Origin of the sequence: Candidatus Pseudomonas auctus, from assembly GCF_048654275.1 — a bacterium.
In the GTDB taxonomy this organism is placed as follows: domain Bacteria; phylum Pseudomonadota; class Gammaproteobacteria; order Pseudomonadales; family Pseudomonadaceae; genus Aquipseudomonas; species Aquipseudomonas pharyngis.
In genome coordinates this window covers 215,998-242,437 of sequence record NZ_JBJYZK010000001.1, presented here as the reverse complement: position 1 = coordinate 242,437, position 26,440 = coordinate 215,998, and the positions used below count along the sequence as shown (strand labels likewise).

The window sequence follows — 26,440 nt, the reverse complement described above, 5'->3', positions numbered from 1 at the left end:
TTGAGCGGGGCATGTACTCGGGATGTGTCCTGAGGTCGGGGTTTGTTACCCGTTTGTGTACGGCGGCGCGATGGATACACGCTTATACAAAGGGTTTGGCCAGCACCTGCGATAGCCAGCCTCTGAACGCCACGATCTTTTTCGATTCGGCCTGATCGTGGGGCGTGACGAGGTAGAAGCCGGAAGCGGATTTCAAGCGCAGATCAAACGGCGCCACCAGCCTGCCCGCGCGCAGATCGTCATCGACATAGGTTGAGCGACCGATGCACACGCCCTGCCCGTCAATCGCCGCCTGCACCGCCATCATCGCCAGGTCGAAGGTCAATCGCGGGCCATTGGCCGTCAGCGGTGGCTGGCCTGCCGCATGCAGCCAGTCGTTCCAGTCATTGGCGGTCACGCCGCTGACTTGCAGCAAAGGGTGACGGGCCAGGTCCACCGGCGTATTCAACGGCTTGTCGCCGGTCAGCAAGCGCGGGCTGCACACCGGGAAGATCTCGTCGGCCATCAACCAGTCGGCGCGCAACCCCGGCCAGTTCCCGTCGCCGTAGCGGATCGCCGCATCGATGCCGCCCTTGCGAAAGTCCACCCACTCGGTGGAAGCACTGATCCGCACATCAATCTGCGGATGCGCCTCGCGAAACGATGGCAGGCGCGGCAACAGCCATTTGGACGCCACCGACACCAGGGTGCTGATCGTCAGGACGCTGTTGTTGCTCGACTCCAGCAGCTTTTCAGTCGAGTAGCGCAATTCAAGAAACGCCGAACGAATGCCGGGCAAGTAAGCATTGCCCTCATCGGTCAATGCCAAACCGTCTTTCAAGCGCATGAACAGACGCACGCCGAGTTCATCCTCGAGGCGACGGATCTGATGGCTGATCGCGGTTTGCGTGACGTTCAGTTCTTCGGCGGCACGGGTGAAGCTCATATGCCGGGCGGCACATTCGAAGGCTCGCAATCCGTTGAGCGATGGCAGTCGGGGGAGCATATGACCTCTTCAGTCCATGAGAATTTGTCATACGCTAGCACTGCATTTGTCCTTTGCGAAGCGCAGTTTCGATGGCGGATTCTGAGGCTCCACCAGCAAGGAGATCCCATGAAACTGTACTTCGCCCCCATGACCTGTTCACTGGCGCCGCACATCGTATTGCGCGAACTGAACCTGCCGTTCGAACTGATCCGGGTCAACAACCAGACCAAGCAAACCGCCGACGGCCGGGACTTTCGCCAGATCAACCCCAAGGGTTATGTGGCCGCACTGATGCTGGACAACGGTGAAGTGCTGACCGAAGGCCCGGCCATTCTGCAATACCTCGCCGACCTCGTGCCCGGTCATGCGCTGGCCCCGGCCAACGGCACCTGGGAGCGCTCGCGTTTGCAGGAGTACCTGAACTTCATCAGCTCGGAAATTCATGGGGGCAGCGCGCCGTTGTTCAGCAGCGAAATCCCGGAAACCACCAAAACGTTCTTCAAATATAAACTGTTCAAACGTCTGGATTACCTGAACCGCCTCCTCGCCACCCAGCCGTTTCTGATGCAGGCCTTCAGCGTAGCGGATGCCTATCTGTTCACCGTGCTGAAGTGGTTGCCGACATTCAGTATCGCTATCGAAGACTGGCCAGCGCTGGCGAGTCACATATCGCGCATCGCCGAGCGGCCCAGTGTGCGGGCGGCCATCGCGGCAGAGGAAGCTACGCAACCGGTTCTCTGACGCGACCGATTGCGCTGAACGTCCTCAAATGGGCCGGCGCGCAGTCAGGCGCCCGACTCCGGATCGCTCGCCGGCAGGCCCCGCGCTTCTCGGTCCTCATCATCCTTGGCGGTGCTCTGCGGGTTGGCGTCGGCGCTTCCCGAGCCGTTGCCGTCCTGCGGATGCTCGGATCCCACCGAATTGTTGGCCGCCACATCGCTCATGTCTTCTTCCAGTGGCGCTTCATCGTCCGGCGGCAATGGGACTGGCGACTCATCCTTGCGGGGATCATGGCCGGTTTCGTTGTCGGTGGTGCGCGTCACGGCCTGTTGTGACAGGTTGCCGGGTGCATTTTCATCAATGTCCATGGGGTTCTCCGTTCTGGTGCGCAATGTTCGTACCTGAAGGTGTGAAACGAGTGAGTGGTGGTTAGTGCCCGGCATTGGACGAATGGCGCCCCGGTTGCCGAATGCCCCAGCGCTTCTATAGTGAAGGGGGTTCATGCCCTTCTCCCGTCGAGCGCCCCATGGCCAGCACCGATCAACTGATCATCTGCGAGCATTGCGACTGCGTGTACGAAAAAGTCGCGCTGGCCAAACACCAGAAGACCCTCTGCGTGCGTTGCGGCGCCGTGCTCCAGCGCTACAACAACCTGAGCGTGGAGCAACGGCTGGCCCTGAGCTTCACCGCGGCGATGCTGTGGCTGTTCGCCAATTTCTACCCGGTGATGAGCATCAGCATGAAAGGCCTGAAGAACAGTGCGACCCTCTGGGATTCGGTGCTGGCCCTGAGTCAGGGACCGATCACCTTCATGGCGATGGTCGCGGCAATCTCGATCATCATCGCCCCGGCCTTCCAGTTGGTTCTGTTGATCTGGGTCTTGAGCTTCGCCCTCGCCTCGCGCCGTTCACCGGGGTTCAAGCTGTGCATGCGCTGGCTGGAAACGCTGCGGCCGTGGAGCATGCTCGAGGTTTGTTTGCTCGGCGCGATGGTGGCGGTGTTCAAACTGGCGGGCATGCTCGACGTCATTCCCGGCATCGGCCTGTTTGCCCTGGCCGTGCTCAGCCTGTTGCTGATCCGCATCGCCGGGCGCGACGTGCGTGAACTGTGGGACATCCTATGAAACGGCCACCGACTGCCAGCGAACTTAACCTGTGCCTGTGCCACAGCTGCGGGCTGGCCTGCGACATGACCGGCGAACCGCACCAATGCCCGCGCTGCGACGCGCCGCTGCACCGGCGCAAGACCAACTCGCTGACCCGCACCTGGGCCTACATGTTCGCCGCGCTGGCGTTTTACGTGCCGGCCAATCTGCTGCCGGTGATGAACACCACCCTGCTCGGCAGCGGCGCCGACAGCACCATCATGAGCGGCGTGCTGGAGTTCTGGGAGCACGGTGCGTGGGATATCGCCGTGATCATCTTCGTCGCCAGCATCGCGGTGCCGGGGGTGAAATTCGTGGCGCTGACCTTGCTGCTGGTCACCGTGCAACGGGACAGCCATTGGGCGCGCAAGGAGCGTTCGAAGCTGTACCGCTTCGTCGAGCTGATCGGCTATTGGTCGATGCTCGATGTGCTGGTGGTCGCGCTGGTGGCGGCGCTGGTGAAATTCCAGGCGCTGGGGGATATCGAGCCGCGCGTAGGGATTCTGTTTTTCGGCATGGTGGTCGTGTTCACCATGCTCTCGGCCATGAGTTTCGACCCGCGCCTGATCTGGGACAACGCGCCGGACGAAGAAACGGAAAAACCCCGGCACTCGACTGAACAAGTGCCGGGGCATCAAGCGGTTTAAATCACATCAGATCTGCGCGGTGCCACCGTCGACGAACAACTCGATGCCGTTGACGAAGCTGCTGTCATCCGAGGCCAGGAACAGCGCAGCCTTGGCAATCTCGCTCGGCTCGCCCAGACGCCCGATCGGCACGATAGACGCCAGTTGATCGAACAGCCCCTGGGTGTGTTCCGCCGGCACCAGCCCTGCCAGACCTGGCGTGCGCACCGGGCCAGGGCTGATGGCGTTGACGCGGATGCGCCGTGGTTTCAAGTCCAGCAACCATGACCGAGCGAAGTTGCGCACCGCCGCTTTACTCGCGCTGTAGACGCTGAAGTTCTCCGTGCCCTGCACCGAGGTGGTCGACGAGGTCAGCAGAATCGAGGCGCCATCGCGCAGCAGCGGCAAGGCCTTCTGCACGGTAAACAGCGTGCCCTTCACGTTGGCGTCGAAAATCCGGTCGAAGTGCTCTTCGGTGATCGCGCCCAGCGGCAGCATGTCCCCGCCGCCGGCGTTGGCGAACAGGATGTCGAGGTGCCCGGCCTTGGCGGAAATCTCGCTGTAGATGCGATCCAGATCCTCCAGCTTCGCCACATCGCCCTGGATGCCGATGGCACGCGGGCCGATGGCGGCGACCGCTTTGTCCAGTTCGGCCTGACGACGGCCAGTGATAAATACCGTGGCGCCCTGGGCGACGAATTCCTGCGCCGAGGCCAGGCCGATGCCGGTGGTGCCGCCAGTGATCAATGCGATTTTGCCTTCAAGTCTGTTGCTCATGATGAATCTCCAGTAACCGTTTCGAGGTTGGTGACGGGTCGTAGGTGAGCCGTTGGAAGCGACTTTAGGCCGATCGATTGAATTGAAAAATCCGCAAAATCGGTTTTGTTTGTGCACATACATGCACAATACTCAGCTGTGTCCAATCCACTGAGCCCGAATCAATGAACCAGTTAATGGCGATCCGCACCTTCGCCCGCGTCGTGGAAAGCGGTTCTTTCACCAAAGCCGCCGATTCGCTGAACCTGCCGAAAACCACGGTCAGCAAACTGATCGGCCAACTGGAAAACCACCTCGGCGTACGCCTGCTGCAACGCACCACCCGCCGCCTCACCGTCACCGCCGACGGCGCCTCTTATTACCAGTTGACCCAACAACTGCTGCATCAACTGGACGACATCGATCAAGGCTTCAGCCAGGCCCAAGGCCTGCCGCGCGGCAAAATTCGCGTGGACATCGGCGGCTCGACCGCGACGATGCTGGTGATCCCCGAACTGCCGAAGTTCTTCGAACGCTATCCGGACATCCAGGTTGATCTGGGCGTCAGCGACCGCCCGGTGGACCTGATCAGTGAACGGGTGGACTGCGTGATTCGCGGCGGCCAGCTGACCGAACAAACCCTCGCGGTACGCCGCCTCGGCGAAGTGTCCTGGACCACCTGCGCCACGCCTGATTATCTGCAACGCCACGGCACCCCGAGCCACCCGCTCGACCTGGCCAGCCATCAGCTGATCGCCTACCGCTCGGCCTCCACCGGGCGCATCCTGCCGTCGAACTTCCAGCGCAACGGCGAACGCCATCAGATCGAAGGCAAAGGCCTGATCAGCGTCAACGAGAGCAACGCGCACCTGGCGGCCGGGCTCGCCGGGCTGGGGATCATCCACACCTTCAGCTACACGGTCAGGACAGCCATCGAGCGCGGCGAACTGGTGCCGATCCTCGAGGATTGGCGTCCGCCGGCGTATCCGTTTCATGTGCTGTACCCGCCGAACCGGCATTTGAGCAACCGGGTGCGGGTGTTTATCGATTGGCTGGTGGAGCGGTTTGCGCAGGTCGATTGAGGTGCTGCGCGAGCATTGCTGATTTTTACGCAAAACACCTTTGACCCAGGGCCGGTTCTTCTCATCCACGTTGCCACCGATACTGGCGGCCATTGACAGTCATGGGAAACCGCACAATGCAAACCGATTACGCTGCCTGGGCCTGGACGTCCGGCCAAGGGCTGGATGGCCTGACACTGACCCGCAAACCCCTCGGGCAACCCGGCCCCGGGCAAGTGCTGGTGGCCAACCGCGCCATCGCCTTGAACCCGGTGGACTGGAAGATCATCGAGTGGGGCCATCCCGCCTGGAGCACCGGCCGCGTGCCGGGTGTCGACGGCATGGGCGTGGTGGTCGCGGCCGGAGCCGGCGTGACACTGCAACCCGGCAGTCGCGTGGCGTATCACCAATCACTGGCGAACGATGGCAGCTTCGCCGAGTACTGCCTGCTCGACGCCGCCACCGTGCTGTCGGTGCCCGCCGCGCTCGATGATGCCGCGGCGGCGTCACTGCCCTGCCCCGGACTGACCGCGTGGCAAGCCGTGGAAAAAGTCCCCGCGAATGGCGCGACCGATGTGCTGGTGATCGGCGCCGGCGGCGCGGTCGGCCTGCTGCTGGTGCAACTGGCGGTACAACGCGGATGGCGGGTCTGGGCGACCGCGTCCGGCGCGCATCATGAAAAGCTCAAGGCCCTGGGCGCAGTCGGCGTATTCGATTACCGCGAACCGGACTGGCAAACCGCACTCGCAGCCAGCCTCGGCGAACGTCGTTTGCACGCCGTATTCGACACGGTCAGCGGCGCTCACGCGGCGAAAATGGCCGACCTGCTGGGCTACAACGGCCATCTGGTGTGCATTCAGGATCGTCAGGAAAGCGCGCCGCTGCCGGCGTTCACCACCGCGATTTCGCTGCATGAAGTGGCATTGAACAGCTTCCACGTCCACGCCAGCCTGCACGATCGCCAGACCTTGCGCCGCAACGGCGAGCACCTGCTGCAAGCCCTGCTGGACGGCAGCCTGATCGGCCCGGCGCTGCAGATGTTCAACTTCGATGAATTGCCCCAGGCCTTGCGCGCCCTGAAGGACGGCGCGGGTGGCGGGAAATGGGTGACGCGTCTGCCCGTCGTTTGAATCGCGTCAGTCGAGGCCTTCCCCAGTGCCTTGACTGACCTCCCGGGTCAGACAATCAATCAGCGCCCGCGCCGAAGCCGACAGCTGCCGGTGCGGCGGATAGATCACCGAGAACGGTCGGGAGCGCCCGCCCGACTGTTCAAGCAGGCGCACCAGTCGCCCGCTTTCGATCCGTTCGCGGACAATGAAGTCATAGGTCTGGCAGATGCCCAGCCCCTGCTCCGCCAGCGACACAATCCCCAGCACATCGTCGGACACCTGAATATTGGCGCTGGGCAGCCATTCGCGGTCTTCGCCCTGCTCACGGAACAGCCACGGCCCGACGCGCCCGGTGCTGGGCATCACGAACGGCAGGCACGCATGCCGCTGCAAATCGTCGACGCTCTGCGGTGTTCCGGCCCGTCGCAGATAATCCGGCGCGGCCACCACACATAAACGCGCGTCTTCCAGCTTGCGCCCGATCAGCCCGCTGTCCGGCAACGCGCCCAGCCGAATAGCCAGATCGAAGCCTTCGGCCACCAGATCGACGTTGCGATTGCTGATGCTCAACTCAACGCGCACTTGCGGATGCTGCCGGGTGAAACGGGCGAGCATCGCCGGCAAACGGTAGTGACCGTAAGTGGTCGGCACGCTGAGGCGCACGCGGCCGCTGAGTTCGCCGTCCTGTCCCTGGATCGTGCGCTCAGCATCATCGATCAGGCCGAACGCCGCCCGGGATTGCTCCAGATACAACACACCGGCATCGGTCAGGCTCAAACGCCGCGTGGTGCGCCGCAGCAACTGCACACCCAGGCGCGCCTCCAGCCGCGAAATCGCCCGGCTGACCACCGACGGCGTGGTTGCGAGAAACACTGCACCGGCGCTCAGCGAACCCTTCTCCACCACCGTGACGAACACTTCGACATCGGCCAGATAATCGAATCGACGACTCATCTTGATCTCCAGAGAACAAATGCTTTGCTGTGGCGCGAGTTTATCGCCGCGATGAGCATCAATACAGTGAGCCGCACTTTCCTTCATCTTCTGGAATCGCCATGCGCTCAATCACACGTCTTGCTCTCGCCTTGTCTCTCTCCGTTGCCGCGTTGAACGCCCAGGCGGCCAATGTGCTGGTGGTGCTGTCGGACTCCGACCATCTCGATCTGAAGGACGGCAAGGTCTTCAGCACCGGTTTCTACCTCAACGAACTGATGCAACCGGTCAAGCTGCTGCTCGATGCCGGCCACACCGTGACCTTCGCCACCCCGACCGGCAAAGCGCCGACACTGGATCGCTCCTCCGACGACAAGATGTATTTCAACAATGACGTGGCAGCCTTGCAGACCCACAAGGCGCTTCTGGAACAACTGAAGATCACCTCGCCCGGTGAATCGCCGGTCATCAGCCTGTCGCGGGTCGAGCAAGTCGGCTACGAGCATTTCGATGCCGTCTACATTCCGGGTGGCCACGCACCGATGCAGGATCTGCTGCACAGCCAGGCGCTGGGCAAACTGCTGAACAACTTCCATCAAACAGGCAAAACCACAGCGCTGGTGTGCCACGGCCCGATTGCACTGCTGTCGACCCTGACGGATCCGACCGCATTCACCCGCCAACTGGAAACCGGCAAAGCCACCACGGCAAACAACTGGACCTATGCCGGCTACAAATTCACGGTCATCAGCAATCAGGAAGAAGAAATCGCCAAAGGCCTATTGAACGGCGGCGCGATGAAGTTCTATCCGCAGACGGCACTGGAGAAGGCTGGCGGTGTTTTCAGCAGTAACACGGCGCCGTGGGCCAGCCACGTAGTGGTTGATCGCGAACTGGTCACCGGACAGAACCCGGCGTCGGCCCTAGCCGTGGGCAAGACCCTCGTTGACCGCTTGAAGTGATCTCGGCGCCCTCGCACTTTCACCGTTTCGTCTAACCTGACGTTGCACCCGACGATGATTGCCCATCGACGGGTGCATCGACCTTGATGCCCACGAAACGGAGAATTCCATGCTCAAGCGAACCCTGGCACTGACCGCTGGTCTGGCCCTGTCCCTGTCCGCCGTGCTGGCGCAAGCCGCGGAGGTGTTGAAGGTCAGCGCGATTCCCGATGAAGCCCCGACCGAGCTGCTGCGCAAGTTCGAGCCGCTGGGCAAGTACCTGCAACAGCAATTGGGCATGGACGTGCAGTTCGTCCCCGTGGCGGATTACCCGGCGGTGGTCGAAGCGTTGGCCACTGACCGTCTCGATCTGGCGTGGCTCGGCGGTTTCACCTTCGTTCAGGCGCGGCTGAAAACCGGCAACGCCATTCCGCTGGTGCAGCGTGAGCAAGACGCGCAGTTCACCAGCAAATTCATCACCGCCGACCCGAACGTCAAAAGCCTCGCCGACCTCAAGGGCAAGACCTTCGCCTTCGGCTCCGTGTCGTCCACCTCCGGCAGCCTGATGCCGCGTTATTTCATGCTCAAGGACGGCATCAAACCGGAAAGCTATTTCAGCCGCGTCGGCTATTCCGGCGCCCACGACGCCACCGTCGCCTGGGTGCAGGCCGGCAAAGTCGACGCCGGTGTGCTGAACGCCAGCGTCTGGCAGAAACTGGTGGACGCCGGCAAGGTCGACACCAACAAGGTCAAGGTTTTCGCCACCACCCCGACCTACTTCGATTACAACTGGACCGTGCGTGGCACCCTCGATCCGGCGCTGGCGGCAAAGATCAAAAAAGCCTTCCTCGACCTCGACCCGGCCAACCCCGAGCACAAGAAAATCCTCGACCTGCAAGCCGCCAGCCGCTTCATCGAAACCAGCCCGGACAATTACAAAGGCATCGAGGAAGCCGCCCGCGCCGCCGACTTGCTGAAATGACGCTGCGCCTCAAACAGGCTTTTCTGCACCACACCAATGGCGTGGAGGCCTTGCGCGGCGTGGATTTGCAGATCGAGGCCGGCGAGCAGGTGGCGATCATCGGCCCGTCCGGCGCCGGCAAATCCAGCCTGCTGAACCTGCTGGCAACCGCCATTCGACCCAGCAGCGGCGACATCGAAGTGCTGGGCGAGCGCGCCTGGCACTTGTCCGCCCGCCAACGGCAACGCCTGCGTGCGCGCATCGGTCTGGTGCATCAGGCGCCGCCCCTGCCGCCCCGGCAACGGGTGGTGACGGCGGTGCTGGCCGGCAAACTCGGCCAATGGAGCCTGGGCAAAAGCCTGATCAATCTGCTGCACCCGCTCGACGTGCCCGGCGCTCGCGCCGCTCTGGCAAAACTGGATCTGGCCGACAAACTCTTCAGCCAATGCCAGCAACTGTCCGGCGGGCAGTTGCAGCGGGTCGGCATCGCTCGCGTGCTGTATCAGGCGCCGGAGGTGTTGCTGGCGGATGAGCCGGTCTCGGCGATGGACCCGGTGCTGGCCGGGCACACGCTGTCGATCCTGTCGCGCCATGCTCGCGAGCACAACGTCACGCTGGTGGCGAGCCTGCACGCGGTGGAACTGGCGCTGGCGCACTTCCCGCGCATCGTCGGTCTGCGCGAGGGGCGGATCCTGTTCGACTGCCCGTCCGCGCAAGTCAGCCGCGACATGCTCGACACCCTCTACGCCAACGAACAACTGCAATCCCCGGCGCCCGCCGTCACCCCACTGATTGTGCAGATTCCGCGATGCTGAGCGCCGACACCCGCGACCCCGCCGCACTGCCCCGGTTGCTGCTGACCGTACTGGCGATTGCCTTGCTGTGGCCCGGTATCCAGCTCAGCGAACTGGATCTGGGCGTGCTGTTTCATGCCGACAGCCAGAGCGAAATGGGCCGCTTCGTGTCGATGTTCTGGCCACCGGCCCATGACCGCGAGTTTCTGCAATTACTGCTCAAGGCCACCCTGCAAACCCTGGCCATCGCCACCGCCGGCATGGCCCTGGCGCTGCTGTTGGCCGTGCCGGCCAGCCTGCTCGCCAGCCGCGCCCTGTCGCTGACCGCTGCCTCCCGCAGCGGCCGCCCGAGCCTGTTGGGCCGCCTGCTGCGCTGGCCGGTGCGCGGGCTGCTGATCTTCCTGCGCAGCGTGCCGGAAATCGTCTGGGCGCTGCTGTTCGTGCGCGCCGTCGGCCTCGGCCCGGCGGCGGGCGTGCTGGCCATCGCCATCACCTACAGCGGCATGCTCGGCAAGGTCTACGCCGAAATCTACGAATCCACCGACCAACGCCCGGCCCACGCCCTGCTCCAGGCCGGCAGCGGCCGCCTCGCCAGTTTCGCCTACGGCGTACTGCCCAACGTCGCCGCGGAACTGCTCTCCTACACCGTCTACCGCTGGGAATGCGCCATCCGCGCCTCGGTGGTCATGGGCTTCGTCGGCGCCGGCGGCCTCGGCCAACAGATCGACCTGTCGATCCGCATGTTCGCCGGCGGCGAAGTCGCCAGCATGCTCCTCACCTTCCTCCTCCTCGTCCTCGGCGCCGACCAACTCAGCCGCCTGCTGCGCTGGAGGCTGGCATGAAACGCCTGATCAATTGGGTGCTGATTCTCGCCATTGTCGCGGCCGTTATCGCGTCGTTTGCCTACCTGGGTCTCGACCTTGAAGAACTCGGCAGCGCTACCAGCCTGAAACAGATGGGCCTGTATGTGGCGCGCTTTCTCAGCCCCGACCTCAGCGCTGACTACCTAAGCGCCATCCTGCGCGGATCGATGGAAACTCTCGCCATGTCTGCGCTGGGCACCCTGCTCGCTGCCGTGTTGGGGCTGTTGTTGTCGCTCCCCGCCGCTGGCCGGTTTGGCTGGTTTTTTCAAAGTGCCGCGCGCCTGGTACTCAATGCACTGCGAGCCATACCGGAATTAGTGTGGGCTGCGTTGATGGTGCTTGCGGCTGGGCTTGGGCCGAATGCCGGGACACTCGCCCTGGCCCTGCACACCACGGGCGTGTTGGGGCGGTTGTTTGCTGAGGCGCTGGAAAACACGCCGCCGGAACCGGCGGATGCGATTCGGTTGCAGGGGGGGAATCCGGTTTTGGCGTTCTGCTACGGCACGCTGCCGAACCTGGCGCCGCAGTTGCTGGCGTACTGTTTGTATCGGTGGGAGAACAATATCCGGATGGCCAGCGTGCTGGGGTTTGTCGGGGCTGGAGGGTTGGGGCAGATGTTGTATGTGAGCTTGAGTTTGTTTCAGGAGGCGCAGGCGGGGACGGTGATTTTGGCGATGTTGGTGCTTGTGTGGGGGGTGGATTGGTTGAGTGGTTGGGGTCGGGGGCGGTGGGTTAAGGCTTAGGTTGAATGGTCTTTGAAGTCGATTAAAACAAATAATCGTCGAGGCGCACTTCCGGTCAAAAGCGGACGTTCGCAAGTATGCACTGGAAAAATCGACCCAAATCGGCCATTGAAGAGCAAAGTTTTTCGATCTGAATCTGTCAGTCGGGATCTCGCTGTAACCATCTCGACACCTAAATGTAGGAGTCGATTGATCGCCGTCTCGGCTGACGAGCCGACTGAGAGTCGGTGATCGAAACCAGATCTAGCTGGCATAGACGTAGACTTGGCTTCTTTGCTGCAACACCACTACAGTATGAAATCTGAAAACTTTAGGAGTAAAAATGGCCAAGGTGACGCCAGAGATGAAAATGCCAGAACTCATGGTGTTTTTTCGCACATTATCTGTTGGTTTTCTGGCCGCAGAAGTCTGGAGGGTAGCATCCTATCTCGGCAGAAATATTCTTCCTGAATTGATCAATGTTAATTTTTGGGTTCAAATCTCGGTCATCTCATTTATTACGGCCCTCTGCTTTATATACGCTCTCAAACGAGGAGCTATTTCAGATGCCGCTCGTATAACGCGCAGCTGTAGAATTGATCTACTCATTACAGCGATAGTTGGAGTCTTGGCAAATTCTCTTGCGGCACCGAAGCTCAAAAAGTTTCATGATTTCATTCAGGGTGCAGACCCTTATTGGACCCCTGCAATACTTGCTATCTTTTGCGCCATGTTATTATCACCGATAGTCCAAAATTTACGAGCACAACTAAGAAAAGATAGGTCTCAGCTATATTTCTTATCAGACGATGAAATACAGCAGGAAAAAGAGGATGCATTAGATTGCGGAGCGCAAGCTGAGTCATTCGCGAGAACCGTAATGGCTAGTAACGCACATCGGGGATTGGTGTTCGGTATTGATGGGCCTTGGGGTGTAGGTAAAACCAGCTTCATAAACCTCGCAGCACGTTGCTGGGAAAAACACCCTAAAGAAATAGTTGTCTGCCGCTTCGAACCCCTTCGCTTTGCTACTGAGCCCGATCTGACAGATAGACTGATCAAAGAGCTGTCGGCCACCATTCGACGAGAAGCCTACGCTCCCGAATTCCGACCAGCTGCTAATCGATATTCGCGCCTGATTAAAGGCAAAGCAGATATATCGTTCCTAGGCTTCAAGCTCGCGGTTGAGCCTTCGCAAGAAACCCTGGATGAGCTTTTAGATGACATTGACGATGTCCTCCGCCGTATTGGCAAACGCGTTGTCATCGTCATTGATGATCTCGACCGATTGGATGCCAAGACAGCCAACTCGGTCCTATTTGCTACCCGCAGAACGTTCAGACTATCTCAGGCAACTTTCATACTCTGCTATGACACCGAAATTCTAGCTGGTATTCAAGAGGAGATCTCGCGCGCACGTGAGTTCCTAGAAAAGTTCGTCACTGTAAAACTCAGTTTGTTTGTCGACACTTCCTCAATACGAAATTTCCTGACAAGGGACTGGCACAATGAGGAGCAGAAACTTACATTAGTACCTTCAGACACCATGGTACGACTTGGTGAAGTGCTCAGTGAGCTTGCGGATATTCTGGATGGAGATAACGCAGCAAGCTATATACCGTTTGTAGGGAATCTTCGAAAGGTAAAACGTTTCGTAAACGCCCTTCTTATCCTACAGATGGAACGCAGCGACCTATCACGGACAGACTTCAACAGGGTTGATCTGATCAATCTCCTTTTACTACATTTATTCTACCCTGGCACCTTCAGGCTAATTTATGCAGAAGAGACAGAAGGTAGATCTGGTCGATTCTCACTGAAGAGAAACCCTGCTGGTGACAATTTTATAAACTCACCAGCGTTCTCAGAGCAATTGAAAAAAGATCCGGCTCAAGTTTTTCTTCTACGTCAACTCTTCGACGCAGAAACTCTTGAGCTGCCCGCACGCGCGAACATAGAGCTATCAGTAAGAGCTAGCCGCGCATGCTTTAACCATGAAAACTCTCGAAACCTAGAAAACTACCTTAAGCTCATTGTAAGATTTGCCACTCCCGAGCCCCAAGACACCTTCGTTCTGTATCAGAAAGCTGTTGAAGAAGTGGTGAAAGGTAAAGAAATCGATATCATCCTTTCATCAGAAAACTTCGACCTGGCTGTTTACGAGCGAGCCCATGATCAATTCTGGAGACTCCTAGTCAATAGCTCCTCCAGCTTGAATCACTCTGCAGCCGAGGATGCCATATACACCTTGGTTGAATACCTCCCCCGCTACGCATCTATTGGTCGGTTCGACAGAAGCTTGCGCCATAGGTCGATCTACTCACTCTTGAGACTTCTTGATCGAGTCGGTTGGGGGAGGACGGCTAGCGAGCGCCTCGAAAACTCCAATGAAAATGTGATCGAAATCGCTCGACGAATTTTTGGGACTGAAGAGTACAAAAACAAGGGGCTGCTTGACCGACTTGCTTGCACTGAGCGGGGCGCCTTGGGTTGGAATGACTTAATGCTATTTAGGCTTCAATGCTCAGCAGATCGCCAAGGCCAACTGTATAACCTTCAAAAAGCACTTATAGTGTTTGATCATCCGGAAGCAACAACCTCTGGAATGGTAAGTGGATTGGCAATTATGGGAATGAGAAGAATCTCCCAAGTGGTGTTCGCCAAATTCAAATCCGACTACATTGACAGGAAAGTTAATTTTTACGCAGCGGTCGATGCAGTTCCGGCCGAAAGCTTTGACACTACGGGACTTTTGATTTCTTATAAAAATGACCCGAACACTAAAAAATCCGTTCTCAATAGCATATCTGCAAGCCGCTTAGTCGTAAAAAGCTTTGTGATATACCAGTTGAGAAATAGCCAAGGGGCGAATGGCTCTGGTGTAGGCTGCGGGTACTACGATGAATCAGGGGCTGAGGATAATCAAGGCATCTCTAGAATGATGGACCGTTACATATTCGGCTTTTGCTTTAACCCTAATGTTGATGAAAATAACGCTCATCATTTCCTTGACTATTGCCTTGACAACCTCTCCAATTCATTTTTTGATGGTATTAAAGGTGACGGCTTCGCGGCCTCTAAGGCCGGGTTGATAAGGCATTTCGATATTGAGAGCATTGCTAGCTATTGGAGAGCGCATGGAGCTTTTGTCCGTGGAAAAGCCGAAGAAACCCCCAACCGAGAGGTCGTGACGTCTAACTATGTCGCTACCTATGCCGAGGATTTGGAAGGAGTATTCAAAGTGCTGGACGACATTGTGAATGAAGAGAGCAAGCATAACTAAAAACTAGCATGGCGAAACGTTTGCACTCAGTACTAAATTACATTCTTGGTTTTTGGCTACTCTCTGCTGGATGATCTAGGTAAGAGCCGGTCAATAATGGAAACGTAAGAAAGGAGACTTATGTACCTATCGATCATGAAGCCAGAAGTTCTTCGTGAAGTTACCGTGCTTGGTCGTGGCCTTAGGGTAGTTGAGGGCCCTGATGGTCCCACGCTTGTAGTTAAGACGGGGAAAGAGTTTATTTTGGCTGCGCGTGAGAGACGTGAGCTGAGGCTCTACTTGGCGCCCTACAACTCAGGCGATGTCAATGGCTTCACACTGTTGACGGCATGCTTCGATGACTCAATTAGCCCGCTAATGATTACGACGCCCCTTTTGGGCGATGATCCTCTTACTCAGGCGTTCCGAAGTTTTCCGGACGAGTTCAGCATTTGCTTCTTCGAGGAGCACAACCGCGAGCTTCTCAGCTGCTCAGCGCAGGCCCGGCTATATGAGCTTCGAAAGCACGTAAACCTGATCAGCCCTCTAGAAGGTGAGCATTGGCATCCTATGATGGAGCAGGCGGACATCTGGTTCAGTTGTACTACCGCTGAAGATGACGCTCGCGCTATGACGGTGAGTCTTCTCGACGACCTATTTCCGAGCGACTTTTTTATCACAGATTTAACCCGCCAAGGGTTTCAAGGCTCCGCTGGGTTCTCAAACACTCAGTTGGAGCGACCGGAGCCCGGCCACTTCCAGGAGGTGGACATTATCTATTTGCTCCAACGTGCGTATTCGGCAGAACAGATTATCCATGGCCCCTTAAAAGTCGCTGACGGCGAAGAGCTAGTTGATGCCGTAGTTTTAGGTAGCGAGGTTACCTTACTGCTGCAGGCTAAAGACAGTCCTAATACCGCTGCTATTTTGGGCACAAAACTCGAACGAAAACGGAAAAAAGCAGTTAGCCAGTTGAAGGAAGGCCTATCGCAGCTTCGCGGCGCGGTCTCAACGATTAGGCGTGAGGGCAATCCACCACTGAAGCTTGTTAATGGTGTCCCGCTTGATATAGATCTTGCAACACGCCCGCTAGTGGGTGTTGTGGTGGTCAAAGAGTTATTTATCGACGCATATGATGAATACGGTGCCATGATCCTGGAGTTCATGGATGATGTCGCTATTCGCGTACTGGCATTCGACTACAACGAATTTGAGGTAATGACTCGACATTGCCCATCAGAGCAAGCGCTTCTTAATGCATTCTGGCCGATTTCCGAATGTGCGCGGGAACGAAGGATCTATCCCAAGCTTCGTTTCACTGGGCTCCCTCCGCGTTGATCTTGCGAATCGCCTTTGGTTTTGCAGAGGCGATGACCATGAACTGTAGGTCGAACGCGTCCTTGGTTTAACGACTACCACCGGGCGGTTTTTGCCTGTGGCCACCGGCACCTATTGGCCGAAAACGGTCGGCAGTAATCGAATAAAAGCCGCCAGTCATTCGCGTCTACTTAGTAAAGGACGAACCACATTGGTAAGACCGTACACTTGTACAAGAGGTGATTACCATCCCTTGAAGAGTTTCAATATTTCGACATGCTTCGCCTTCTCAGCTTCATGCCACGCCAAAGACCACTGCCAACTGGATGACCGAGGCACGCAGTCAGAGCATTTGTCGCAATGGGTTTTCTTGAATCCGTGTTCTGGTATATCGACTTTTGGATTGTAAAGAAGATGCAGCAAGTTTCCTGTTCCGTGAGCGTATTTGTGTTTTAGACAGACAATGATGTGCATGCCTCCGGCAGAGTGCATTTGTAATGTCTGTGCAACTATACCGCCGGGCCTGTAGTGAACAAACAGATGCTCGCAGTTTTTTACAATTTCTGTCGGATCAAAGTTGATCAGTGCTCTGGCAACAATTTGCCCCATGACATTCTCTGGATCTTCAGGGTCCATCCCCATATTTCGCGCAGTGTTTCGGAAGTATGCCTTTTGCTCCTCTGTGCTAATTTTTAGAAAATCTATTTCGACCTTTGGTTGATGGTTTTTTTCGACAGTTGTTATGAGCTGAAGCGCCTGGGAAGTAAGACTTCCAAGAGTCACTTTTAGCGATTGTATCTCTGCGTCGCTGAACAGGTTTGAATGGAGAGCCAGTGAGTACAGCTTTCCCGCCCGATCGAGATCATTGGATAGAAAAGAATACGTTAGACAAAATTGAAATATGGCCACCATCCAGTTCTGGAAAAAATCAATAGACTCTTCGCTGCCACGTTCCTTTTGGATTATGCTAAAGAGTATCAAAGACGTCACGCATTCAAGGTACGTCTCGTAAAGAATTTGATATTGCCCATTTTTTGCGGTCAGGCTGAGAAGGTCGATTAGCTTTTTGATACTTATGCAAACACTGCTGTACTGTTTTTGCAATTCGATGCGAAAAATATAACCTTCACCAGTATTGCTCAGTGCTTTTGCAGCATTATGGTTCGCCATTAAGCTATCGATTTCATATTTTAGCTTGGCAGTTCTTGCTAATCCAAAAGCGAAGTGCCGAAGCGTCGCAGACCGCTCTTCTCTAGCAAGAGCAATCATTATCATACTTATACGAGCAATGTCGTTGGCTTGATCAGCCATAGTCTTATGCAAGGGCGCTGCTCTCAACGCTATGCGGTAATAAAGTCCAGCCACAAATCGGTCTGCTGCGGGCACGATTGCCGACATTATCAAATCTGTTGAAACTTTGTAGATTTTTGTAAAATCTTGTTTTCCAAGAAGGTTTTGTAAATGTTGATGGTGAGCTTTGTACAGAGCATTGCCCATCTCTTCAATTCTGCTCTCTAACCGCTGTGGGTCAAGGTCGGAAAATCGCTGGATTGATCCTCTAACACCTTTGAGCGCTAAATAGTCCCAAGAAGCTATAACCGCACTTAGGATATTTTGAGCTAATATTTCATCACGTTTCTTTATTATGTTTTGCGTGGGAATATGTATCTGAATGGAGCTAGCGTCTATGTCTTTCGCTTTCGAGATAAGCTCTTCATTGTCAGTAATTGAAAGCCAGTAAATAGTTTCACTCGATACTTCTACTACCACCAGAATTACAGGAATATTGAACGATAAATAATATCTAAGCTTGCTAGTCGATAAATTGAATGAGACGACTTCCTTGTTTTTTAAGAATGTGCAGTGGGTTTCTCCTTTTATTTGCACCTTAAAAACGAATTCGCTGCCTCGAGCGACGCCTTTCTGATCTGTAACCTCGATTTCCGCGTCTATTCCGTGGTCGTTCTGATCCTCCTGGGATCTGAATAACCAGTTGGGCGGGAGGTTGTAAGTAAAGATTCTTCCGGCCTCGGTACCAATTTCACCAGGTGTCATTCACGGCATCCCGATTAAGCAAATATTTTAAAATGTTAGAATATGCCACTGGGTGCTATAGCAGGCAACCCACGAAATCCGTATGAAGCATGATCGTTTTTCGAGAACAATCCGGCGGCCTGTAGCACTCTCAGAGACTGCTTTAGAACGCCATTGTAAAAACGATGCGAACCACGCGTTTTTAGCCCTATCGCGCAACCGCTTTTGGCTGATTTCTTACGGAGCCAAACGGCAGCTGTTCGCCGATAGCGGACACTCGCAACGAAAAGAGGAGACGGATTTATTTTCAGCTAAAGAGCCCCTTCTCTCGCCTCATGAAGGCACTGTGATAGCATGCTTGCGCCTCCCCCCCGGAGAGGGGGATTTTTTCTACATCCCGCAAGGAATATGCCTCGTGAAAGACTTCGTCATCAGCGTCAACAACACCGTCCTCTATCTCTCCTTGGCATTCATCTGGCTGGTCGCTATCGTCGCGATTTTCACCAGCGGGTTCTTGCCGGCGCTGGGTATCTTCGTGGCCGGCACCCTGTGCTGGTGCATCATTTCCGGCTTCTGGTTCGTTCAGTCGGCGACCTACGAAGAACTGCGCAAGCTGAACGCCAGCAAAAACTGAAACATCAGGGCGGAGCCGTAAGTGCCCCGCCCTACCCTGAGCGCTTGGTTCCGTGCCAAGCGCTCTCGCCCACCGCGAATGGCTCGCATAAATCCCGCTTTTTCCGAAATTCTGAAAATCCCGCCGTTCCCTTTCTGCCAATAAAGCCCAGTACTATCTTTCAAGAAATATCCCCGTCTCTTGTCCTCATCCACTGAGTGGCGAACTAAAGGAGTTTTGGTTTTGGGACATCTTTTGACTGAGCCTCAACTGACCGACGTCAGAGCTGCACTCTCCTGGCCTTTCAACGATTTCCCGACCGATTACGACTACATCGCGCGTGAGGTCGAAGGTGTCGATCCGGACGTCCTTTACGAAATACTTTATTCAGAAGTCGCGCCCGTATGCTTCACCAATCTTGCAGCAGTCTTGCCCACTGTCTGGACAGGCTTCGATCCTGAATCGCTTAGAGCCTCAATAGAAGAAAGGCTCGCTGCGAGAAAACGTAACTGGTTTCGCAGGCAGTTTGATAAGGCGTTGGTTCGCTGGCTGCAATACAACTATGGCTACATTTGGAAGGAGATTTCCTCCAGGCTTTAAACGCTTAAACAGCTCCGTTTAAAGCAACCCGCCGTAACTTCCCCAAGGCTACAACGCCTTGCGTCATTGCCTACGACTACGCCAGAATCCGCCGGCTTGTGTGTCTACACCGCGGGTTTTATCGTTTCCGGGTCACTGAAAAACAGTGATCGGGTTTGGTAGCCCGAGATAAACACAAGATGCAGAGCACACCATCGCGGCGGTCAATCGCCTCGGCTTTATGGTGGCCATGCACAGGGCGTCTTCGGGCGCGCCGGTCTCCTTGTGTCCCGGTCTACCAACCTGCGTATGGCCACCACCCAACGTTTGGTAGCGAGTGGGTGATGGCTCCTGATGACGACACAAGGAGTTTCACCATGATCAAACCAACACCCAACCCACCCGAAACCGACCCCACCTCCCCCTACGAATCCCCCAACTCCAAAAAACTCCACGACGCCGCCGAGCGCGCGCTGGATCACTACCTCTTCCCCGCCGCCGGGATCATGTCGTCCTTGAACGAGCCCGAGCGGATGTACCTGGCCAATCCGAAGTACAACACCGAATGTTTGCTGGCCAACGCCAGCGAAAACCTCGGGGCGGCCAGTGAGATGCTCAGCAATTTCGCGGCAACGCTCGATCCGTCGCATCGCAAGACGGCGATCGGTATTGCGCAGATTGTGATGATTGCCGAGCTGGCGGTGAATCAGGCGCTGGATCACGTCGAGGTGGCGTAACTCGACGATGGATGTAGGAGCAGTCGGTGGCTGCTTCTACAGCGGATCGTTACGGCCCGTTTTGTGGCAGGGACAAGTGCGATACAGGCCGGCGTGGGATATCGTGCCGGCCTCGAAATCGTCGTGTGTTCATGGAGGATAAAGTGCGGATTTACATTACAGGCGCGTCGTGTGCGGGCGTGACCACGCTGGGGCAAAACCTCGCGGCTCAGCTCGGTGTGCAGCAGGTCGATGTCGATGATTTTTTCTGGATGCCGACCAACCCTCCTTTCACAACCAAGCGCCCTCCCGCCGAGCGCGTGTCGTTGATCCAGCAAACCTTCGGGGACGACGGTTGGGTGCTGACCGGTTCGTGCATGGTCTGGGGCGAAGCGCTGCTGACCCAGGCCGATCTGATTGTGTTTGTCGTGACGCCCACGCCCGTTCGCCTTGAACGGCTGGCAGCACGTGAAAAGGAGCGCTTTGGCGATCGGATCGCACCCGGTGGCGACATGCACGAGATCCACGTGGCCTTTCGGGAATGGGCCTCGGAGTATGACAATCCGGACTTTTCAGGACGCAACCGCGCGTGGCACGAGCGATGGCTAGCCGCGCAAACGACGCCGGTGCTACGAGTTGATGGGGTGAACAGCTCTGAAACGATGGCGGCGGATGTTATTCGTGTGTTGTCACAGGCGTAGAGTTGAAAACGCCCCTCGCTGGTTTTCTCTTCTGTATCAGCGCGCCGATCAAACAACGCATGTCCTTTTCAAGCGTCAGAAAAGCCTTGATTGCCACCCTGCCCCATATGGAGGAAAACCGCGTCGCATGCTCGGTGTGAATGATTAGACGCAACAACCTGTTTGTCGGGCTGTAGCTATGTGCCATCATTCTGATCCTGACGAGAAGTCAGTTTTCGAATGGCATGGAGGCGGCACATGAAACATCTCTGGCAACGTCTTGAGCAGCATCTCGTCTCCCAGAACCCCGGCGTGTCAGCCGAACTCAATCCCGGCACAACTCTCGAGCAAGTTCGTGCACTGGAGACGGCCGTAGGGCAAAACTTCAGTGCGGACTTTGTTGAGTCTCTGCTTCTGCACAATGGGCAACGCGGGTCTGCACTTCCGGTTTTCTACGGTTATCGATTTCTGTCTTGTGACGAAATTCAGAAAGAATGGAAAACGTGGACAAGCTTGCTGAACGCCGGAAAGTTCAAACGCTTCAAGGCTGCCCCACAAACCGGGATTCAAGACGTTTGGTGGCATCCAGCCTGGGTCCCTTTCGCAGCGACAAATGAAGGCGACTGTTTGTGCCTGGACCTTGCTCCTGACGCTGGCGGTGTTTACGGGCAAGTGATCAGCGTATGGCATGACGACGACGTACGTGAGCTCAAGGCGGGCTCTTTCAAGCAGTTCGTCAAGTCTGCTGCGGGGGAATGAACAATGGAAAAAACCCTGACTGAAATGCGCGAAGAGCGCCTTCAAAAGCTGTTCGCTGAGTGCCAGCAAAATGTGATCGCGCAGGTCATTGGCCCTTTCGGACTTTCAACAGCCATGTTCGAAGACCGCAACGGTGGCAATGTCACCACTGCGCACAACTTCGTGGGTGACGACGCCAGTTATGTTGCCGAAAAGGATCAGCATACGTTCTCCAAATCCAGGGAGTCGTATAAGGACAACAAGGCGGCGATCGGTGGTGTCCCTGATAGCCTGGCGCTGAAGGTGGAGGCGTCCGGCATCGATGGTTATACCGGCAAGCCACTGGAGATCAACACCACCGATAGCAAACGCCAATACGTTTCCGACATCGATCACGTCAACTCCAAAAAGAGTATCTGGACGAACAAGACGGCCCACCTCGCCTTTGAGACCGGCGATGGTCTGGAGAAGATGAAAAGCGTCATCCACTCGGAAGAGAACTTCGTCGCCACCGACCCCGGATTGAACCGCAGCAAGGGCCAGGACTCACTGCAGGACTTTGCCCAGACCATCGATGACGGCGTCACCAATGCTGATTACTTCGAGATGGATCCCGAGCTTTGTGCCGCCGCGCAGAATCGTGCAGATGAACACCTTCACAGCAACATTGATCGCGCACTGTGGGACAAACAACGCAAAGAACTTTTGCACACCGGTGCCAGACAAGCCGCGATGATGGGATTGAAGCAATCATTGGGCGTGTTGCTGACAGAACTGGTTAATGGCCTGTTCAATGAGTTTCGGGTTTTGATCAAAGCCGGCGTGGCCGCCGGCAAAAGCCTCTTCGAGGAAATCAAGGAGCGTTTGCAGAAAGTCATTGCATCGGTAATCAAGAAAATACCAGATGCAGCCTCACAGGGGATTCAGGGCGGTATCAGCGGCTTTATGAGCAACCTGATCACCTTCCTGATCAATAACTTCCTGTCCACGGCCAAACGCTTCGTCACAGTGATCCGCGACGGACTGCTGGGGTTGGTCAAGGCCTTTCGCCTGATAATGTTTCCGCCCAAGGGCATGACAGCGGATCAGGCGTTGCAGGAGGGTCTGAAAGTCCTGACCACTGTCGTCGTCACCAGCGTGGGGTTTCTGCTTCAAGAAACCGTGGCAACTTTTCTCAAGTCCGTTCCGTTTCTGTTGCCATTTGCCGATGCGGTTTCAAGCGTGTTGATCGGCATCATGACTGGCGTGCTTTCCGCCTTTCTCGCGTACCAATTGGACGGGCTGTTTGAGCGCTATCGCTACGGTTACGACGAAAAACTGCTGGATGCCATTACCAGCGACGCCAGACTTACCGAAAAAATGACCGGTGATCTGATCGATAACGCCCAACTTTCAATTTCTGCCATCGCACGCTACGGCGAGTCCGTAAAGAGCTACGAGCAGACGGGAGCGTTATGGGGAGAGGCCGGGCGGGTAGCTCAAACGACCCGTTTCAGTCTGGATTACACACTCAGCCTGGCCCAGACCCAAGTGGCCGAAACCAATGCCATGATCTCGTTTCTAGACGACACTCACAGCATGCTGAATGATTTTTTTGAGAAAAAGTAGGAACTCAATGAGCAGTCTAATAGGCAAGGAAGTACAAATCGTTGCAGCGTTGTCGTCGGCTGATTTACCAGAAGCGATGATCGGTGACAGTTGTGTGAAGGAACTGATCAGTGCTGTGATGGGTTCGCAACAACAGGCAAAGTCAGCAAACGATAGCCTGGAGCAAGCTCGCAAGGAAAAGAGCGAGCAGAACATGTTCACCAACTGGTGGAACAATACTGAGGACAAGGTTAAAGACGCTCAGCTCAACCTGACCAGCTCGATTGCCAATCTAAACAGGCATTCATCCCAGTTACTGATTTTCAACACTGCAATATCCAAGGTGTTGTGCGACCAGCAGAATATTTTGCTTCGCCAGCAACGGTTGCTTGAGGAGCAGGCACGTGAGCTGAATTTGCAGAACCTGCAGATCCTGGCGCAACAGAAAAGCCTCGAAGCCCAGCAGGTCGAAATCAAGAAAGCCAATCAGGGACTTCTAGAAGCCAAAGGTGTCACTGCCGAGCAAGCTCGAGAGTTGGTCGGTTGTGTCCAGCGAGTGGAATCTGCCGAACAGCGGATCTCACAAGTGAATCAGCAATTGCTCACGACCATTGAGCAATACATGGCCCAACTGCAGCGGGAACTCGGAGAGAACCTGGCCGGCGCTGTTACAACGCTGGAGAACCGCGACAAGCAGCTTTTGAAAATGACCCAGGAACAAAAGGACAAGCTCGCCGAGCAGGCGGTAACGTTGAGCGAGCTGCAAGGAACGCTGAACGCTTTAGACGACAACTTGACTGTCCGACTGCAAGACGCCATCGAGCAGCACAAGGTTCCGACGCTGCAAAAAGTCGAGAGTCTCGAACGACAATTTGAGGAGCATGCCCGTAAGCAGGCACGTTGGATTAAGGGGCTGATACTGGGTGGCTGCTTACTTTGTGCGGGGCTCGCGGGAGTCTGTGCAACGATCCTGTTTTAGGCGTCAACAAGTCAAATGACGTGGGGACTGATGAATTTCAAAAAATAAATCAGTCCCCATTTTTTTGTGACATGCACGAGATTCACGTGGCCTTTCGGGAATGGGCCTCGGAGTATGACAATCCGGAGTTTTCCGGTCGCAACCGCGCGTGGCACGAACGATGGCTAGCCGCGCAAACGGCGCCGGTGCTGCGGGTTGACGGGGTGAACAGCCCTGAAGCGATGGCGGCGGAGGTCATTCGGGCATTGTCGCCAGCGTGAAGCTGAATCCACCCCAAATCTATTGCTGCAATCACTGCACATATGAACTGCATTCAACCCGACTAGTGCTCCCCACGCACACCTTTAGACTCTCCCCAAGATCAACGTAAGGGAGCGTTCAACATGGTCACCACCGCCGTCATCCATCAAACCGGTGAGCCTCAAGTCATTCAGCTTGAGCAATCCACCGCGCAAACACCCGGCCCCGGCGAGGTCTGGCTTGAGCAGTTCGCCATTGGCGTCAACCCGCTCGACTTGAGCCAACGTTCCGGTGCCGCGCCGTTGACGTTGCCTTCCGGGTTGGGGCTTGAGGGCGCCGGGCGGGTTGTGGCGGTAGGGGCCGATGTGACGAACGTGGCGGTCGGCGACCGGGTCGCTTATGCCACGGGCCCCATCGGCGCCTATGCCAGCGCCCGCCTCTACCCGGCCAATCGGCTGGTGAAGATCCCCGACAGCCTGAGTTTCGAGGACGCGGCGGCTGTGCTGTTCAAGGGCATCACCGCGCAGTATTTGCTCAAGTCCACTTACCCGGTCGGGCCGGGTTCGACGGTGCTGATTTACGGTGCGGCCGGTGCGCTGGGGCAGATCATGGTGCCGTGGGCGAAGCATTTGGGGGCGTTGGTGATTGGTGTGGTGTCCGGCGCCGAGAGTGTCGAGCGGGCCCGGTTGGCGGGTTGTGATGAGGTGTTGGTGTTCGATGCGGCGACGCTGGCCGACGCGGTGGTCGACCTCACCCAGGGCAAGAAAGTGGATGTGGTGTACGACCCGATTGGCCGGGTGTCTTTCGAGGCGTCGTTGAATTGCCTGCGTCCGCGCGGGTTGCTGGTGTCGTTCGGCATGGCGTCGGGGGCGCCGGCGCCGGTCGAGATCAGCACTCTGAACGCCAAGGGTTCGCTGTTCCTGACCCGACCGTCCCTCGCCGCCCACACCGCCACGCCGGAGGAATACCAGCAGCGCGCAAAGGACGTGTTGCAAGCGATTGACGCCGGTATCATCCGGCCCAATGTCGGGCGTCGTTATCCGCTGGCGGAAGCCGCCCGGGCCCATGTCGATCTGCACCGGGGCGGTTTGCCGGGGGCGGTTGTGCTGGTGCCTTGAGTCTTTTTTCGGGACATCCACGAGGGTTGTCGTTGCATGGATCTGTTCGATAGCCGTCAGGCCGATGAAGTCGCCACCCTGCTGGCCCTGGCCGAGCACGGCTCGTTTGCGGCGGCGGGTCGGGCGTTGCAGCGCCATCCCTCGGTGCTGTCGAAACGGCTCAGCGCGCTGGAGTCGCGGCTAGGGGTGCGGCTGATCGAGCGCACCACCCGGCAATTGCGCTTCACCGATGAGGGGCAACGGCTGGTGGCGCGGTTCGGGCATGCGGTCAGCCTGATTGCCGAAGCGGAACAGGATGCGCGCGAGGGTGCCGCCGAAGTTCGCGGGCGTTTGCGCATCGCCCTGCCGGCCGCCATGGGGCGGCTGTGGCTGGGCGATATCGTTTCGGCGTTTGCGCTGGCCCATCCGAACGTGGCGCTGGAGGTGGAATATGCCGAGCGCTTTGTCGATATCGTCGCCGAGGGTTTCGACGCGGCGATCCGCATCGGCGAGCTGGCAGACAATCGGCTGGTGGCGAAAAAGCTCTGCGATCACCGCCGAATCCTGTGTGCCGCGCCCTCCTACCTTCAACAGTACGGCGAGCCGAAAACGCCGGCGGATCTTGCCAATCATCATTGCCTGGGGTTTACCGGGTTGCATTCGTATCCCGAATGGCGACTGACCCGAGGCGACGAGAAATACACTCTGAAAATCCGCAGCCGACTGATCAGCAACGACAACGAAGCGCAGCTGTGTGCCGCGCGCATGGGCGTGGGGATTTTGGCCGGCGGCGACTGGCTGATGACCAAGGACCTGCGCGAGGGGCGCCTGGTGCGGGTGCTTCCCGAGTGGCAACTGGACGCCGACACGGGGGTTTATCTGGTGCGGCCGTCGGCGCGGTTCAACACGGCGACGACCACGGCGTTCAAGGACTGGGTCGAGGGAGCTTTTGCTGAAGGTGCGCCTTGGGTGACGCTGGCCCGCTGATTTACCAGCCGCGA

At 56.9% G+C, this 26,440-nt stretch carries 25 protein-coding genes and 2 pseudogenes; 22 read left to right on the top strand and 5 right to left on the bottom strand.

Translation table 11 applies throughout. The features are described 5' to 3' along the window. Positions 1 to 82: 82 nt before the first annotated feature. A complete protein-coding gene (locus ACKUG4_RS01140) occupies positions 83 to 985 on the bottom strand; it encodes a transcriptional regulator GcvA (RefSeq protein ID WP_445433209.1) in 903 nt (300 codons plus the stop codon). Positions 986 to 1,093: 108 nt separating this feature from the next. On the opposite strand from ACKUG4_RS01140, the gene gstA reads away from it, so the two are divergent. Continuing rightward, positions 1,094 to 1,708: a glutathione transferase GstA gene (gene gstA / locus ACKUG4_RS01135; RefSeq protein WP_445433208.1), complete on the top strand. Its 615-nt coding sequence runs from the start codon at positions 1,094 to 1,096 to the stop codon at positions 1,706 to 1,708. A gap of 155 nt (positions 1,709 to 1,863) precedes the next feature. Here gstA and ACKUG4_RS01130 read toward each other — a convergent pair. Then, positions 1,864 to 2,055: pseudogene (locus tag ACKUG4_RS01130) on the bottom strand (hypothetical protein); the annotation flags it as partial. Between the two features lie 158 nt (positions 2,056 to 2,213). Here ACKUG4_RS01130 and ACKUG4_RS01125 point away from each other — a divergent pair. Continuing rightward, complete coding sequence (locus tag ACKUG4_RS01125; protein ID WP_074690848.1) at positions 2,214 to 2,810, top strand: paraquat-inducible protein A; 597 nt, start codon at positions 2,214 to 2,216, stop codon at positions 2,808 to 2,810. Beyond that, positions 2,807 to 3,478 carry a paraquat-inducible protein A gene (locus ACKUG4_RS01120; protein WP_445433207.1) on the top strand — a complete coding sequence of 224 codons (672 nt, stop codon included), beginning with the start codon at positions 2,807 to 2,809 and terminating at the stop codon, positions 3,476 to 3,478. The genes ACKUG4_RS01125 and ACKUG4_RS01120 overlap by 4 nt, the downstream gene beginning before the upstream one ends. A 6-nt stretch (positions 3,479 to 3,484) precedes the next feature. On the opposite strand, the gene ACKUG4_RS01115 is transcribed toward ACKUG4_RS01120, so the two are convergent. Then, entirely contained in the window at positions 3,485 to 4,234 is a 750-nt protein-coding gene (locus ACKUG4_RS01115) for an SDR family NAD(P)-dependent oxidoreductase (protein ID WP_085611803.1), read from the bottom strand. Between the two features lie 164 nt (positions 4,235 to 4,398). On the opposite strand from ACKUG4_RS01115, the gene ACKUG4_RS01110 reads away from it, so the two are divergent. Together ACKUG4_RS01110 and ACKUG4_RS01105 are read left to right on the top strand one after the other, a co-directional pair. Continuing rightward, the gene (locus tag ACKUG4_RS01110; protein WP_085646394.1) at positions 4,399 to 5,295 is read left to right on the top strand and encodes a LysR family transcriptional regulator; all 897 of its coding nucleotides are present in this window, start codon (positions 4,399 to 4,401) and stop codon (positions 5,293 to 5,295) included. 116 nt (positions 5,296 to 5,411) lie between these two features. Continuing rightward, the gene (locus tag ACKUG4_RS01105) at positions 5,412 to 6,404 is read left to right on the top strand and encodes a zinc-binding dehydrogenase (RefSeq protein WP_445433206.1); all 993 of its coding nucleotides are present in this window, start codon (positions 5,412 to 5,414) and stop codon (positions 6,402 to 6,404) included. Between the two features lie 6 nt (positions 6,405 to 6,410). Here ACKUG4_RS01105 and ACKUG4_RS01100 read toward each other — a convergent pair whose 3' ends face one another. Next, positions 6,411 to 7,337 (bottom strand): LysR family transcriptional regulator, encoded by a 927-nt coding sequence (locus ACKUG4_RS01100; protein ID WP_445433205.1) that lies wholly within the window; start codon positions 7,335 to 7,337, stop codon positions 6,411 to 6,413. Between the two features lie 101 nt (positions 7,338 to 7,438). Between ACKUG4_RS01100 and ACKUG4_RS01095 the strand changes: the two genes are divergently transcribed. From ACKUG4_RS01095 to ACKUG4_RS01065, 7 genes are all read left to right on the top strand, one after another. Then, complete coding sequence (locus tag ACKUG4_RS01095) at positions 7,439 to 8,278, top strand: type 1 glutamine amidotransferase domain-containing protein (RefSeq protein WP_445433204.1); 840 nt, start codon at positions 7,439 to 7,441, stop codon at positions 8,276 to 8,278. Positions 8,279 to 8,387: 109 nt separating this feature from the next. Continuing rightward, positions 8,388 to 9,239, top strand: a complete 852-nt coding sequence (locus ACKUG4_RS01090) for a putative selenate ABC transporter substrate-binding protein (RefSeq protein WP_011333856.1) — start codon at positions 8,388 to 8,390, stop codon at positions 9,237 to 9,239. After that, positions 9,236 to 10,033, top strand: a complete 798-nt coding sequence (locus ACKUG4_RS01085) for a phosphonate ABC transporter ATP-binding protein (protein ID WP_039772121.1) — start codon at positions 9,236 to 9,238, stop codon at positions 10,031 to 10,033. The genes ACKUG4_RS01090 and ACKUG4_RS01085 overlap by 4 nt, the downstream gene beginning before the upstream one ends. Beyond that, the gene (locus ACKUG4_RS01080; RefSeq protein WP_039772120.1) at positions 10,027 to 10,854 is read left to right on the top strand and encodes a PhnE/PtxC family ABC transporter permease; all 828 of its coding nucleotides are present in this window, start codon (positions 10,027 to 10,029) and stop codon (positions 10,852 to 10,854) included. The genes ACKUG4_RS01085 and ACKUG4_RS01080 overlap by 7 nt, the downstream gene beginning before the upstream one ends. Next, positions 10,851 to 11,618: a phosphonate ABC transporter, permease protein PhnE gene (gene phnE, locus ACKUG4_RS01075; RefSeq protein ID WP_445433203.1), complete on the top strand. Its 768-nt coding sequence runs from the start codon at positions 10,851 to 10,853 to the stop codon at positions 11,616 to 11,618. Before ACKUG4_RS01080 ends, phnE begins: the two co-directional genes overlap by 4 nt. Before the next feature lie 322 nt (positions 11,619 to 11,940). Continuing rightward, positions 11,941 to 14,880, top strand: coding sequence for a KAP family NTPase (locus tag ACKUG4_RS01070; protein WP_445433202.1), 2,940 nt, complete (start codon positions 11,941 to 11,943; stop codon positions 14,878 to 14,880). 120 nt (positions 14,881 to 15,000) lie between these two features. Next, positions 15,001 to 16,197, top strand: coding sequence for a hypothetical protein (locus tag ACKUG4_RS01065; RefSeq protein ID WP_445433201.1), 1,197 nt, complete (start codon positions 15,001 to 15,003; stop codon positions 16,195 to 16,197). 222 nt (positions 16,198 to 16,419) lie between these two features. On the opposite strand, the gene ACKUG4_RS01060 is transcribed toward ACKUG4_RS01065, so the two are convergent. Continuing rightward, positions 16,420 to 18,231, bottom strand: coding sequence for a DUF4365 domain-containing protein (locus ACKUG4_RS01060; RefSeq protein ID WP_445433200.1), 1,812 nt, complete (start codon positions 18,229 to 18,231; stop codon positions 16,420 to 16,422). A gap of 394 nt (positions 18,232 to 18,625) precedes the next feature. Between ACKUG4_RS01060 and ACKUG4_RS01055 the strand changes: the two genes are divergently transcribed. The 10 genes and pseudogenes from ACKUG4_RS01055 to ACKUG4_RS01010 all read left to right on the top strand — a co-directional run bounded on the left by ACKUG4_RS01055 (position 18,626) and on the right by ACKUG4_RS01010 (position 26,426). Then, positions 18,626 to 18,844, top strand: coding sequence for a hypothetical protein (locus tag ACKUG4_RS01055; protein WP_011333849.1), 219 nt, complete (start codon positions 18,626 to 18,628; stop codon positions 18,842 to 18,844). 222 nt (positions 18,845 to 19,066) lie between these two features. Beyond that, positions 19,067 to 19,423 carry a DUF7079 family protein gene (locus tag ACKUG4_RS01050; protein WP_445433199.1) on the top strand — a complete coding sequence of 119 codons (357 nt, stop codon included), beginning with the start codon at positions 19,067 to 19,069 and terminating at the stop codon, positions 19,421 to 19,423. A 356-nt stretch (positions 19,424 to 19,779) separates the two neighbouring features. Further along, positions 19,780 to 20,139, top strand: a complete 360-nt coding sequence (locus tag ACKUG4_RS01045) for a DUF6124 family protein (RefSeq protein ID WP_445433198.1) — start codon at positions 19,780 to 19,782, stop codon at positions 20,137 to 20,139. A gap of 143 nt (positions 20,140 to 20,282) precedes the next feature. Further along, positions 20,283 to 20,819, top strand: a complete 537-nt coding sequence (locus ACKUG4_RS01040; RefSeq protein WP_445433197.1) for an ATP-binding protein — start codon at positions 20,283 to 20,285, stop codon at positions 20,817 to 20,819. 237 nt (positions 20,820 to 21,056) lie between these two features. Then, the gene (locus tag ACKUG4_RS01035; RefSeq protein WP_445433196.1) at positions 21,057 to 21,557 is read left to right on the top strand and encodes an SMI1/KNR4 family protein; all 501 of its coding nucleotides are present in this window, start codon (positions 21,057 to 21,059) and stop codon (positions 21,555 to 21,557) included. Positions 21,558 to 21,560: 3 nt separating this feature from the next. Continuing rightward, a complete protein-coding gene (locus ACKUG4_RS01030) occupies positions 21,561 to 23,144 on the top strand; it encodes a hypothetical protein (RefSeq protein WP_445433195.1) in 1,584 nt (527 codons plus the stop codon). A gap of 7 nt (positions 23,145 to 23,151) precedes the next feature. Beyond that, positions 23,152 to 24,102 carry a hypothetical protein gene (locus ACKUG4_RS01025; RefSeq protein WP_445433194.1) on the top strand — a complete coding sequence of 317 codons (951 nt, stop codon included), beginning with the start codon at positions 23,152 to 23,154 and terminating at the stop codon, positions 24,100 to 24,102. 68 nt (positions 24,103 to 24,170) lie between these two features. Beyond that, positions 24,171 to 24,362, top strand: a pseudogene (locus tag ACKUG4_RS01020) (adenylate kinase); the annotation flags it as partial. A 123-nt stretch (positions 24,363 to 24,485) separates the two neighbouring features. Beyond that, entirely contained in the window at positions 24,486 to 25,460 is a 975-nt protein-coding gene (locus ACKUG4_RS01015) for a quinone oxidoreductase family protein (RefSeq protein ID WP_445433193.1), read from the top strand. A 36-nt stretch (positions 25,461 to 25,496) separates the two neighbouring features. Continuing rightward, the gene (locus ACKUG4_RS01010; RefSeq protein ID WP_445433192.1) at positions 25,497 to 26,426 is read left to right on the top strand and encodes a LysR family transcriptional regulator; all 930 of its coding nucleotides are present in this window, start codon (positions 25,497 to 25,499) and stop codon (positions 26,424 to 26,426) included. Positions 26,427 to 26,440: the final 14 nt, after the last annotated feature.